The 12,533-nt window shown below is 58.6% G+C and carries 11 protein-coding genes; 3 read left to right on the top strand and 8 right to left on the bottom strand.

Annotation, left to right across the window (positions count from 1 at the left end; translation table 11 throughout):
* Positions 1-35: 35 nt before the first annotated feature.
* The 5 genes from WEU32_RS06605 to WEU32_RS06585 form a co-directional block, all read right to left on the bottom strand.
* Positions 36-2,795, bottom strand: a complete 2,760-nt coding sequence (locus WEU32_RS06605; protein WP_406853304.1) for a TonB-dependent receptor domain-containing protein — start codon at positions 2,793-2,795, stop codon at positions 36-38.
* 405 nt (positions 2,796-3,200) lie between these two features.
* Positions 3,201-4,004: a sulfite exporter TauE/SafE family protein gene (locus WEU32_RS06600; protein ID WP_406853303.1), complete on the bottom strand. Its 804-nt coding sequence runs from the start codon at positions 4,002-4,004 to the stop codon at positions 3,201-3,203.
* A 1-nt stretch (position 4,005) separates the two neighbouring features.
* Positions 4,006-5,271, bottom strand: a complete 1,266-nt coding sequence (locus WEU32_RS06595; protein WP_406853302.1) for an FAD/NAD(P)-binding oxidoreductase — start codon at positions 5,269-5,271, stop codon at positions 4,006-4,008.
* The gene (locus WEU32_RS06590; protein WP_406853301.1) at positions 5,271-5,690 is read right to left on the bottom strand and encodes a TIGR01244 family sulfur transferase; all 420 of its coding nucleotides are present in this window, start codon (positions 5,688-5,690) and stop codon (positions 5,271-5,273) included. The genes WEU32_RS06595 and WEU32_RS06590 overlap by 1 nt, the downstream gene beginning before the upstream one ends.
* Positions 5,691-5,824: 134 nt before the next feature.
* Positions 5,825-6,760, bottom strand: coding sequence for an MBL fold metallo-hydrolase (locus WEU32_RS06585; RefSeq protein ID WP_406853300.1), 936 nt, complete (start codon positions 6,758-6,760; stop codon positions 5,825-5,827).
* Between the two features lie 114 nt (positions 6,761-6,874).
* Here WEU32_RS06585 and WEU32_RS06580 point away from each other — a divergent pair, with 114 nt between their 5' ends.
* The gene (locus WEU32_RS06580) at positions 6,875-7,534 is read left to right on the top strand and encodes a peroxiredoxin (RefSeq protein WP_406853299.1); all 660 of its coding nucleotides are present in this window, start codon (positions 6,875-6,877) and stop codon (positions 7,532-7,534) included.
* Positions 7,531-7,929, top strand: coding sequence for an ArsR/SmtB family transcription factor (locus WEU32_RS06575; RefSeq protein WP_406853298.1), 399 nt, complete (start codon positions 7,531-7,533; stop codon positions 7,927-7,929). The genes WEU32_RS06580 and WEU32_RS06575 overlap by 4 nt, the downstream gene beginning before the upstream one ends.
* A 34-nt stretch (positions 7,930-7,963) precedes the next feature.
* Here WEU32_RS06575 and hutI read toward each other — a convergent pair whose 3' ends face one another.
* The 3 genes from hutI to WEU32_RS06560 are packed head-to-tail and all read right to left on the bottom strand — an operon-like array spanning position 7,964 to position 10,769.
* Positions 7,964-9,178 carry an imidazolonepropionase gene (hutI, locus tag WEU32_RS06570; protein WP_406853407.1) on the bottom strand — a complete coding sequence of 405 codons (1,215 nt, stop codon included), beginning with the start codon at positions 9,176-9,178 and terminating at the stop codon, positions 7,964-7,966.
* Positions 9,178-10,068 (bottom strand): agmatinase family protein, encoded by an 891-nt coding sequence (locus WEU32_RS06565; protein ID WP_406853297.1) that lies wholly within the window; start codon positions 10,066-10,068, stop codon positions 9,178-9,180. Before WEU32_RS06565 ends, hutI begins: the two co-directional genes overlap by 1 nt.
* Positions 10,069-10,070: 2 nt before the next feature.
* Positions 10,071-10,769: a UTRA domain-containing protein gene (locus WEU32_RS06560; protein WP_167177823.1), complete on the bottom strand. Its 699-nt coding sequence runs from the start codon at positions 10,767-10,769 to the stop codon at positions 10,071-10,073.
* A gap of 87 nt (positions 10,770-10,856) precedes the next feature.
* Here WEU32_RS06560 and hutU point away from each other — a divergent pair, with 87 nt between their 5' ends.
* Entirely contained in the window at positions 10,857-12,533 is a 1,677-nt protein-coding gene (gene hutU / locus WEU32_RS06555) for a urocanate hydratase (protein ID WP_406853296.1), read from the top strand.

Here is a 12,533-nt window from a genome sequence, read left to right as displayed (position 1 = left end):
GCGACTGTTCCCATAGTCTTGGCCTCAGGGCAGTATCAGTTACCGAAACGCCACTTGGCACCAATGAAATAGAAGCGACCGATCAGGTCATCCATGCCCAGATTACCGCGCGCGGTCGTCGGATGGTCACGTGGACCTTCATCAAACACATTGCGGATACCCGCCGTGAAGCGAACATTCATCGGCGTATCAACCGCCACAGACAGGTCGTGGTACCAGATCGAAGGAATGTTGTAGTAGCTGCCAATGTCTTCGGCAGGGTTGAGCAGATCATTGTTGGTGACCGTCTCATCGACATAGCGACTTGACCAGTTCACCTGCACATTGCCTTTATAATAGGTGGCATTGATCAGGCCGCGTAGCTTGGGATTCCCGGCCTCGCCAGCATCGTCAAATGCCGTCTCCTCGCCGGTCGCCAGATCGCGATCAATGAAGGTGTTGTGTTTCAGATAAGAGGCCACACCTTGCAGGCTGATCCGGCCCAGATCGCCGTCGCGACGCAGAAGGTTCGACAGTTCCGCATGATAGGTAGCTTCGAAATCAACGCCCTCGACCTCGAAAGAGGCAACGTTTATATAGCTATCGCGCACTTCATACAGATTGCCATCCGGCCTGCGTGTCAGCATGCCGCAGAACTGGTTATCCAATGACGGCAGATCAACACAGTTGTTCACCGTCTGCTGGGCACCGATACGGTCGATGCCGCCATCCAGCTTGATGTTGTAATAGTCCATCGAGAAGGCAAAGCCCGGCAGGAAGCGCGGACGAACCACCGCACCCACCGTCAGAGTATCGGCCTCTTCGACGTTCAAATCGGGATTGCCGGTACTGAAGACCAGAGTGGTCATGCGACGGGTATTGGGATCCCATGTCACCGGATCAAAGCCCAGCGCCGCGCAGTTGGCACGGCGATTGGATGTGCCGCTGTCCAGCAGGTTGGGATCGCAAGGATCACTCAGACCCGAAGCCCCCCGGCTACCCGGATTGAACATCTCACCCAGAGATGGTGCCCGCACTGCCGTGGCCTTGGTCACCCGGAAACGGATGTCGGGGATCGGAGCCCACGAACCGGCCAGTTTCCATGAATCGACCGAACCTGCGCGTTCATATTTCGAAACGCGATAAGCGCCTTCCAACTCGACCGAATAGGCAAAGGGCTTGTCGCGCACGACCGGCACCAGAACCTCGGCAAAGGCCTCGCTGACATCGTTGGACTTGCTGATGGGGGAGAACTGGCTGGCAAAGAAGCCCTCGGCATTTTCCCACACCGATGACGGCCGGAAATCGATCTCGTCTTTTCGGTATTCCATACCTGCCGAAACCTTCACAGCCCCTGCCGGAAGCTGGAACAGATCACCCGCGATCAGGCCCTGAACCATGGTCTGGCTGGTCTCGGTCATCGAGCTATGGTTCACGCGAATATAGTCAATCGCTTCGGCAGAAATCGTACCCTGCCCAAAGATGTTGACCGGCACACAACCGCGCGCACGCGCCTCTAGGCTTCGGCAAACGGCCTGGCCCGATACTGGATCAAGGATCGCATCCGAGGCTTCGAACCAGCGGGCATCCAGACGGTCATTCAGGTTGTGGTTTGTCGTTTTCGACTTGCCATATTCAAAAACAGCCGACCACTTCCATGTATCGCCAAACTCGCCTTCAAGACCGGTGGCGAGACTGTAATACTGGCGGTCCATATCGGTGCCACGCATGCCGAACTCGTCATGCGAACGGGCATAGTACATCGAATCCTCGCCCGCCGCGATCAGGCCATCGCGTACGGCTGTCGGCATGAACGGATTGTCGATCGAAACACTGGTGCTCCATGAATCGAACACCGCGCTGATACGATCACGGGCTGTAATATCGGCGAATACAAACTCGCCGAACAGTTTCAGATTGTCATTCAGGCGATAATCCGCCTTGGCATACACATTGGTTCGTTCCAGCGGCGCGACCAGTGTATCGGCATCCTGACGCCCACCCTCGCCCTGCGAATAGCTGCCGTCAATAACCCCGCGATCACCCGCATTCAAAGGACGAAAGGATTGGGTGGCAGAGTCAAAAATGACATCTGTCCAAGCCCCATTGGGCCCGAAAGGCAGATAGCCGGTTGGCGTTCCCAGAGCGAAATAGGCAAAGGTTAGATCGCGCAAGGGGATGCGCGCAGGAATTCCATCATTCGGGCCTGTATTGGCCGGATTGGAAACAAATCCGTAACGCGTTCCCAGACCGCGATCACCGCGTGTCAGACCACCCGTTTCTGTGCGGCTCATGTGCAGGACAGCGTTGCCGCGATCATAGTTGACGCCAGCCGTCAGACCATAGGTCAGGGTATCGTAGGTACCGCCCTCATCCGAGCCATACTGGACCTGAGCTTCAATGCCATCAAAATCATCCTTGAGGATCACATTGACGACGCCTGCGACAGCATCGGCACCATAAACAGCTGATGTGCCGCCCGTCTGAACCTCGACACGCTTCACTAAGGCCGTTGGAATATTGCCAAGGTCAAAAGCCAGGAAGTTTGAATCATCGGGCGTGCCGGCGCGTCTGCGACCATTCACTAGTGTCAGGGTACGACGCACCCCAAGATTGCGCAGATTGACCTGGTTCAGACCAATATTGCCAAAGCTGTAACTGGTATTGGCATTCGACAGACCCGTGGCGACCTGCGGCATCTCGTTGAGAATATCCGCCACGTTCACAATCGCCTTGGCTTCAAGCACTTCGGCAGTCAGGGCCATGGTCGGTGTTGGCGCGTCAAGGCCACTGCGCTGCAGACGCGAGCCAGTCACGACAATTTCTTCAACCTGCGTTGCTTCATTTTCAGGAACTGTCTGGGCCTGTGCATAGGCTGCCCACGGCGTTGCCAAAGCAACCAAACTGACACTGGCGACCAATACGCCTCGACCTAGCGCCCTTGCCCCATCCCTTCTTACGGCTTCCACTTTCATCGTCACCCCTCCCTAGGGTAAAAGAAGATACCGTATACGATATACCGATAGTTATTAAGCTGACAAGCCAGTGTTATCAGATCGGTTCACCTGTGCTTTGGGGCGGTACAATCGCCGCCAGCATTGGGCCTGCGATCATGATAGTTTCGGCAGAAAGGCGCGCCTGAGCGCCTGCCTGATTAACAATTAAAGAAAAAGGCTGGCCCAAAAGGCCAGCCTTTCCACGAGCGCAAAAACTAAACAGACCTAGGCGAACAAAGCGCCGATGCTGCGGTAAAGCATATAGATTGCGACCACGAAGATCAGGCCAGCAAAGATGGTGTTCAGTCGTCCTTTACTCGTCGACAAGACTTTCGCCATACGCGCGCCAAGCATCCCCCCGAGCACGCCGCCGCCGATAAAAACGGCCGCCAAAATCCAGTCCACACGCCCGTCCAGCGCATAGTTCGCCGCTGTAGTCAGTCCAAAGGCTGTCACTCCGACCAGCGATGTACCAACGGCCGTATAGATCGGCATACCCGTCGAATACATCAGGCTGGGCACGATAAGAAAACCGCCGCCGATACCGAAGAATCCCGACAGAACACCTGTAGCCAACCCCGTGCCTGCCAATTTCGGTGCATTGGCAGCATTCAAGTCCACCTTCGGATCTCCGCCCCCTTTACGGTTGCGCAGCATCAAGCCACCAACAACAAGCATCAGAATAGCGAACAACGCCAGCAGCTTCTCGCCATCCACGGCCTTGCCCAGTGTCGAACCAAGGGTTGCGCCGATTACACCTGCCAAAGCAAATACACCCGCGATCTTCCAACGCACCGTGCCATGACGGGCATGGGTCAGAACATTGGCAAAAGCATTGGCAGCCACAGCAAAGGCGCTGGTGCCAATCGCCATATGCGGGTCTTTGACTCCCACCAGATAGACCATCAGCGGCACGGCGAGGATTGACCCGCCCCCGCCCACCAAACCTAGCGTAAAGCCCACAAGAGAGCCTGCCCCTGCCCCCAGCGCATACTGCAACAGACTGAGCGTTGTGACGGCATTGTCCATATCAGGCGACCTTGTTCAGGGCGTCGAGGCGCTGTGGAGCCGCCAGCCATTCGCGGCCCTTCAACATTCCTTGCCAATAGATTTCCGGCAGGGCCTCGGATTTCAACATCCAGGCCAGACGGCTCGCCTTTTGGCCATCCAGCAGCCATCGCGGAAAGCTAGGCAGCAACTTGCCACCATATCCGAACTCCGCCAGCACGATCTTGCCACGCTCGACCGTCAACGGACATGAACCGTAGCCGTCATAAGCCGCAGTCATGGCTTTGCCATCCAGCAGTGACAGCAGGTTTTCGGCTACAACAGGAGCCTGTTTGCGCGCTGCGGCTGCTGTCTTGGCATTGGATGTCGAAACGCTGTCGCCCAAACCAAAGACGTTTTCAAAACGCTTGTGCTGCAATGTGGCTTCATCCACATCGATCCAGCCTGCTTCGGAGGCCAGCGGACTGTCCCGCACAATGTCTAGGGCCGTTTGAGGCGGGCAGACATGTAGGAAGTCGAACTCGCGCTCGATGTTCTTCACGGTGCCGTCCGCCGAGGTGACGGCGAAACGGGCCAGCTTGGCCGCACCATCTACCCCCGTCAGGCGCGAGCCGAACTGCAGGTTCACACCATAGGCACGGATATATTCCATCAGAGCGGGTACATAGGCCGCGACACCGAACAGAGCCGCCCCTGCATTGTGGAACTCGATTTCGATATTCTTCAGATGCCCCTGACGCCGCCAGTGGTCCGCTGACAGGTACAGGGCTTTTTGTGGCGCACCTGCGCATTTGATCGGCATGGGAGGCTGGGTAAACAGGGCGCGACCTTCGCGCATGGCCTGCACCTGTGCCCAGGTATAGGGCGCGGTATCGAAACCATAGTTGGACGTGACGCCATTTCGACCCAATGCATCACGCAAACCTTCGATAGCATCCCAGTCCAGCTTGAGCCCCGGTGCCGCCACCAGTGCGCGATAGCCAATAGTACGGCCATCCGACAAGCGGACCTGACTATGCGCACTATCGAACTGCGTCACAGTTTCCTGGATCCACTTGGCACCGTCAGGAATTACCGATGATTGCAGCCGGACGGTCTTGCCCTGATTGAAAATGCCACCGCCAACCATGGTCCAGCCCGGTTGATAATAGTGGACATCTGAAGGATCGATAATCGCAACGTCCAGATTTGGACGCCGTTTCAAAAGGCTTGCAGCGGTAGCCAGACCGGCCGCACCACCACCGACGATGACCACATCATGCTGAGCGGAGGTCTGAGGTACGCTCATCAGGACGCCCCTTCCAAACGTGTGCGCATGCCCGACAGGTCATAGCCTGCTGTTGCTGCTGTCGAGATCAGATCGTCGGCAGTGCGGGTGCCCGCCTGAGCCAGCGCCCACATCATGGTCGTGCGTGTGCCCGTGCGGCAAAAACCGAAAACTGGCTTGGGCAAGACGTCCAGAGCCTGACGGAAATCGGCTATGTCCTGTTCGCTGATCTGGCTGCCGATAACCGGCACATGGGCAAAGGCCAACCCCGCAGCCTTGGCAGCCTCTTCGATCTCTGCCGCCGTGGGTTGGCCTTCAGCCTCTCCATCGGGACGGTTGGACAAGACCGCGCGGTACCCCGCAGCAGCAACAGCCTCAAGATCACCTGTCGCTATCTGCGACGAAGTCGCCAGTTGGTCGTCGAGCTTTTTGATTTCCATGATGCGTTTCACGTCTTCCTGTGCGGGAATGACGTACGGCCCCAAGGTCGCTCACTCCCAGCTGATTATGGTCGTTGTTTCAAGAGTTGGACGGACAGGTTCAAAGAACCGGCCATATTTGACTATCCAGAGCTTCAGAGGGTGTTCAGCGGCACTTTCAGATAGCTGACACCATTGTCATCCGGCGCGGGCAAACGTCCGCCATTCATGTTCACCTGAACCGATGGCAGGATGAGTTTGGGCATGGACAGGGTCGCATCGCGACGTGTGCGCATTTCGACGAATTCGTCTTCGCTTACACCGTCACGCACATGGATATTGGACTGACGTTGGGCACCAATAGTGGTTTCCCAGACATATTCGTTCCGTGCAGGCGGAGCCTTGTAATCGTGGCACAAGAAGACGCGCGATTCATCCGGTAACGCAGTCAAACGTTTGATCGAACGGTACAGGGTGCGCGCATCGCCGCCGGGGAAGTCACAACGGGCCGTGCCATAATCAGGCATGAACATTGTGTCACCGGGGAAGATGGCATCGCCGATCACATAGGCCAGACAGGCCGGCGTATGGCCGGGAACATGCAACACTGTCGCTTCCAGATTGCCTATGCGGAAACGGTCGCCATCATTAAACAACCGGTCAAACTGGCTGCCATCGCGACGAAACTCTGTGCCCTCGTTGAAGATTTTTCCGAAAACCTCCTGCACAGTGACGATCTCGCGGCCAATGGCGAGCTGCCCACCCAGGTTTTCCTGTAGATAAGGGGCCGCCGACAGGTGATCGGCATGGGCATGTGTTTCCAGCAGCCACTGGATTTCCAAACTTTCGGACTTCACGTAATCAATAAGGGCATCCGCGGATGTATTTCGCGTACGGCCCGACGCCTGATCATAGTCCAGCACACTGTCAATTATCGCAGCCGCACGGGTTTCCGGATCACGCACGACATGGCTGATCGTAAAGGTTGCCTCATCAAAGAAAGAACGGACAACTGGACGTTTGGCAGGATTATCCAAGGCCTCGACAACAAGGTTGCGGGCATGGTCGAGAGAGGGATCTGAAGCGTTCATGCTGCTCGTAAACTCCTGTTCTTGACTTACATCTAATAACATACACACTTAATGCAAGTGCGTATGTATTTTTACGATCCAGTTTTAACCTGCGACGGGCTATGAGAAGTCCCTATGAACGCTGCTGAAAACTCACTCTCCGATTTAAATGCTCCGCAGCCTATAGCGCTGCGTATCAATGATCCTGCGCCGGACTTTATCGCCCGCACGACTGCAGGACCTCGCCGGCTCGACCAGTATCGCGGACGTTGGGTTATTCTGTTTTCTCATCCAGCCGACTTCACCCCCGTTTGCACCAGCGAATTCGTTGATCTGGCCCGTAACGCGCACCGCTTCGAAGCCATGCAATGCGAAATTCTTGCCCTGTCAGTAGACAGCCTGTTCTCGCATCTGGCGTGGCTGACGGACATCCAGCGCCATTTCGGCGTCACAGTTCCCTTCCCGGTCATTGAAGACCCGTCGATGGAGATTGCCCGCGCCTACGGCATGATTGACCCACAATCACCGACCAGCGCCACAGTACGAGCCACCTATGTGATTGATCCAAGCGGCTTGATACGGGCGATCAGCTGGTACCCGATGAATGTCGGCCGCTCTATCGACGAAATGGTTCGCTTGGTTCAGGCCCTACAGGCAGCAGACGAATACAAGGCGTCTACCCCCGCCGCATGGCAACCGGGTCAACCCCTTCTCGCCCAGACACCGTTAACGCTGGAAACTGCTCTCAGCGCGCCATCCAATGCCCCGTGGTATTATCGCGAGCAGCAATCGTGACCGAACAATCCAACCCGATGGAAGCCCTGCGCGCGAAAAGCACCGAGGCCGCAGACCTCTTGCGCCAACTATCCAACCCTACCCGCTTGATGATCCTGTGTCATATTGCGGAACAGGAACGCTCTGTCGGAGAAATGGAACAGGCTCTAGAGTTGAAGCAGCCCGGCCTGTCCCAGCAATTGGCCGAACTGCGCCAAGCAGGCTTGGTCAAAACGCGCCGCCAGTCCCGTTCGGTTTATTACTCCATCGCCGATACGCGCACCAAAGCCATACTGGATATGCTATGGCAAACCTTCTGCAACCCGTCGGCCGCAACGCCCAAGAGCACGTCTTTGGCCTCCGAAAGCCCGCAATTGCCACCGGAAGCCGCCCATTTTGCACGCGCAGGCTTTTGAAGGTGGCCGGTATCATCCAACCCGCCAGATTCAATTATTTACGGCGCACGCCATCTTTGTAGGTTGCGTACAATAACGGGGCCCCCAGCCAATAACAAAGCTCGGCAGGACGGCGGATGTCCCAGACGGCCAGATCAGCCAGCTTGCCCGCCTCGACCGTGCCCACTTGGTCCAGAATGCCCAAGGCTTTGGCTGCATTGCGGGTAGCACCTGCAATAGCTTCTTCGGGTGTCAGGCGAAACTGGACACAGGCCAAATTCAGCGCCGCCGTCATCGAGGCCACAGGCGACGTACCGGGGTTGCAGTCCGTGGCCACCGCCATGCGGACGCCATGTTGGCGCAACAAGGCGACGGGCGGTGCCTGCGTTTCGCGCAGCATCAAATACGCACCCGGCAACAGCACTGCCACCACACCTGCCTCGGCCATGGCCTTTACGCCCGCCTCGGTCGTGTGTTCGATATGGTCGGCAGACAGGGCATGATAACGGGCAGCCAGAGCGGCACCCCCGCCATCCGACAACTGGTCCGCATGCAGTTTTACCGGCAGGCCCAGATGTTCGGCCTTATCGAACAGGCGACTGACCTCCTCCACCGAGAAAGCAATCGGCTCGCAATAGGCATCCACCGCATCCACCAGCCCCTCGGCATGGGCGGCGGGAAGGATTTCATCCACAGCCTTATCCACATAGGTAGCGCGGTCCGCCTTATACTCCGTCGGAACGGCATGCAGGCCCAGATACGAGGTGCGAACAGCTACCCCCGCCTCGCGCCCGATGCGACGGGCAACGCGCAGCATTTTCAGCTCGCTATCGTGGTCCAAACCATAGCCGGACTTGATCTCGACCGTCGTAACGCCCGTATCCTTCAGCCCCTGCAAACGCTTGAGCGCCGAGGCATAAAGCTGCTCCTCGCTCTCCACTCGGGTGGCCCGCACCGAAGAGACAATCCCGCCACCGGCACGGGCGATCTCCTCATAGGTCACGCCTTCTAGTCGCTGCTCGAACTCGCCCGAGCGATCACCGCCAAACACCAGATGGGTGTGACAGTCGATCAAACCCGGCGTGACCCAACGCCCGCCTAGATCATGGGTTTCCACATCCATATGCACAGGCAGGTCCGCACGCGCACCGATCCAAACGATACGCCCGTTCTGGATCAGGACTGCCGCATCCTCGATGGCACCATAGGGCACGCCACCCTCGGTCATGGTGGCGACATGGCAGTTGGTGACAAGAAGGTCCGCTTCAATCATCGCGCCGCCACTCCACTCAGGATTTCACAGAACCAGCGACCCGCCGTCAGCGATCCCAGATCACCGACTTCCAGAGACGGGTCATATTCGGTCAGGTCCACAGCGCGTACCTTGGGATGGGCGGCAATCGCGCGGGTGGCATCAAAGAAGTCATGCACCGACACGCCACCTGGACGCGCACCCGGACTGGCAGGCCACTGGCTGCGGTCGATCACGTCGATGTCGAAATCGACATAGATGACCTCGCACAGGGCCGAAAGGCGCTCCAGTTCCTGCTGAACCACAGCCACCAGTCCCTGCTCGCGACACTCGCGTACGGTGCGGACACTGATGCCCGCCGCCTTGGCCTTTTCATGGGCGCGGCGGGTATTGGCGAACGAGGCCAAGCCCACCTGACTGATGCGCGTCCCGTCCATGCCGTCTTCCAGCAAGGCCTGAACCGGATTGCCGTTGGTCAGTCCCTGATCGGTGTCGCGTAGGTCAAAATGCGCATCCAGTGTCAGCAACCCTGCGCGCTCCAGCCCCAGCGCATGAACGCCCGCGCGGGTGATCGCATTATTGCCACCGACCACAATGGTCATGGCGCGGTGGCTTTGCGCCGCCACGGCATCACGCACTGGCACAAAGGCATCAAAGGGCGATACAGCTTTTAGCGCCACATCGCCCGCATCATGCACGCGCAGGTCAAGTTCCAGCCCCGTCTCGACATCATAGGTTGAAAGGCGCGGCAAGACGCCTCGCAGCGCCTTTGGCCCCAGATCACACCGCCCCGGTGTCAAGGACCGCTCGTTCAGCGGGGCCCCGATCAGGGCCACCGGCGCATCAGGATATTGCCCGACCAGATCACCGACCGAGCGCCAGCCTAAAGCCTCAGACACATCAACCATGCTCATCCCTTTGTCGGTGAAAAACGGGCGACCAGATCATAGGCTCCACCCGGAAAAATCTGCGAGGCCTGCGTTACGCCCTGACCATCACGCCATGTGCGGCGTTCCAGTCGCAAACACGGCGCACCGTCGGCCAGCCCCAGCCCTGCCGCCGTTTCACGGTCTGCGCCAACAGCAGAAATCCGGTGCTCGGCCTCGGTCCACGGCATATTGGCCAGCAGCCAACCGCCCGGAGGCTGGGCCGCAAAATCAGCCGTCTCGGCATCGGGGGCCACATCCAGCGCGATCAGACGGCGCTCGAATACAAACGGCACATCATCGGCAAGGTGTAGGGTTTCCAGTTCGATCACCCGGCCCCCCATTTCCTCTTCGGCCAAGGCAGGACGCACAATCCGTCCCATCAGGCGATGACTATAGGTCAGGCCTCTGCCCTCGACCTCGGACTGGATGTCGGGAATAGAAACCAGCGCCGAAGAATGCACCGGCGGATGCGCCACCACAGTACCCGCCCGCCTACGCCGCACCACAAGGGCGCGCGATGCAAGGTCGGTAATCGCACGCGACACCGTCATGCGGGCACAGCCATATTCGGCCATCAGTTCCGCCTCTGTCGGGATGCGGAAACCCGGCTGCCATTCGCCCGAAGCGATGCGGCGCTCGATGTCCCCTGCGATGCGGCGATGAAGCGGTTCGTGATCCATGCGATGAAACTGCCCCTTGCGCACGATAATGTCTAGACATAACACTAGACCCAACACGACGGTGATTTACGCCGCACGGAGGATTCTATGGCTACGCCCGATACCCGCCAAAATACCAGAGTGATCCGCAGTCCGCACGGTCCTGAAAAGACTGCCAAGACATGGGCGGCCGAAGCCGCCATGCGGATGCTGATGAACAATCTCGATCCCGATGTGGCCGAACGCCCCGAGGATCTCGTTGTCTATGGCGGTATCGGCAAGGCCGCCCGCAACTGGCAGGCCTTCGACACCATTGTCGAGCAACTGCAAAAACTGGAAGCGGACGAGACGCTACTGGTCCAGTCGGGCAAGCCGGTCGGCGTGTTCCGTACCCATGCGGATGCCCCGCGTGTGCTGATCGCCAACTCCAACCTCGTACCCAAATGGGCGACGTGGGACCATTTCAACGAACTCGACAAAAAGGGTCTGGCCATGTACGGCCAGATGACCGCCGGTTCGTGGATTTATATCGGCACCCAGGGCATCGTTCAGGGCACCTATGAGACCTTCATGGAGGCCGGACGCCAGCACTATAATGGCGACTGGTCGGGCAAGTGGATTCTGACGGCGGGCCTTGGCGGTATGGGCGGCGCACAGCCTCTGGCCGCGACCATGGCCGGTGCTTCGTGCATCACCATAGAGTGCCAGCGCAGCCGCATCGAGTTCCGTATGCGCACCCGTTATGTCGACGTCATGGCCGAGACGCTGGACGACGCCATGGCACTGTTGGAACAGTCATTCAAAGACAAAAAAGCAATATCTATCGGTCTATTGGGTAACGCGGCTGATCTTTTACCTGAAATGGTAGAACGCGGTATCCGCCCCGATTTGGTCACCGACCAGACCAGCGCCCACGATCCTGTAAACGGCTATCTGCCCGCAAACTGGACGGTCGCCGAGTGGGAAGAAAAGCGCATCAGCGCCCCAGCCGAGGTTGAAGCCGCTGCCCGCCAATCCATGGCTGTCCACGTTCAGGCCATGCTCGATTTTAACGCCATGGGCATCCCCACCGTGGACTATGGCAACAACATCCGTCAGGTCGCCTTTGACGAGGGCGTAAAGAACGCCTTCGACTTCCCGGGCTTCGTACCCGCCTATATCCGTCCGCTGTTCTGCCGTGGCATCGGCCCGTTCCGCTGGGCCGCCCTGTCGGGTGATCCCGAGGATATTCGCAAGACCGACGCGGCCATGAAGAAGCTGTTCCCCGACAATGCCGGCCTGCACCGCTGGCTGGACATGGCGGGCAAACGCATCGCCTTCCAAGGCCTGCCCGCCCGCATCTGCTGGATCGGTCTGGGCGATCGCCATCGCGCGGGCCTGATGTTCAACGAGATGGTGGCCTCGGGCGAACTGAGCGCGCCCATCGTCATCGGCCGCGACCATCTGGATTCTGGCTCTGTCGCCAGCCCGAACCGCGAAACCGAAGCCATGATGGATGGCTCCGATGCCGTATCCGACTGGCCGCTGCTGAATGCACTACTGAACACGGCATCGGGTGCCTCGTGGGTCTCGCTGCACCACGGCGGTGGCGTCGGCATGGGCTATAGCCAGCACTCGGGCGTCGTCATCGTTGCCGACGGCACACCAGAGGCTGCCCAACGCCTTGAGCGCGTACTGTGGAACGACCCCGCCACCGGCGTCATGCGTCACGCCGACGCCGGATACGACATCGCCAAGGACGCCGCGCGCGAACATGGCCTGAACCTGCCCTCGCTGGACCTGTAA

This window comes from Brevundimonas sp. BH3 (assembly GCF_045345115.1).
In the GTDB taxonomy this organism is placed as follows: domain Bacteria; phylum Pseudomonadota; class Alphaproteobacteria; order Caulobacterales; family Caulobacteraceae; genus Brevundimonas.
Note: the sequence above shows the minus strand (reverse complement) of the source record. Positions and strands in the feature narration are given on the sequence as shown.

Bases quoted from the DNA above. Each gene is read 5' to 3' on its own strand.
- WEU32_RS06560 (WP_167177823.1), bottom strand. From the start codon at position 10,769: ATGGATCACGAACCGCTTCATCGCCGCATCGCAGGGGACATCGAGCGC.
- WEU32_RS06590 (WP_406853301.1), bottom strand. From the start codon at position 5,690: ATGGAAATCAAAAAGCTCGACGACCAACTGGCGACTTCGTCGCAGATA.
- WEU32_RS06580 (WP_406853299.1), top strand. From the start codon at position 6,875: ATGAACGCTGCTGAAAACTCACTCTCCGATTTAAATGCTCCGCAGCCT.
- WEU32_RS06600 (WP_406853303.1), bottom strand. From the start codon at position 4,004: ATGGACAATGCCGTCACAACGCTCAGTCTGTTGCAGTATGCGCTGGGG.
- hutU (WP_406853296.1), top strand. From the start codon at position 10,857: ATGGCTACGCCCGATACCCGCCAAAATACCAGAGTGATCCGCAGTCCG.
- WEU32_RS06565 (WP_406853297.1), bottom strand. From the start codon at position 10,068: ATGGTTGATGTGTCTGAGGCTTTAGGCTGGCGCTCGGTCGGTGATCTG.
- WEU32_RS06595 (WP_406853302.1), bottom strand. From the start codon at position 5,271: ATGAGCGTACCTCAGACCTCCGCTCAGCATGATGTGGTCATCGTCGGT.
- WEU32_RS06585 (WP_406853300.1), bottom strand. From the start codon at position 6,760: ATGAACGCTTCAGATCCCTCTCTCGACCATGCCCGCAACCTTGTTGTC.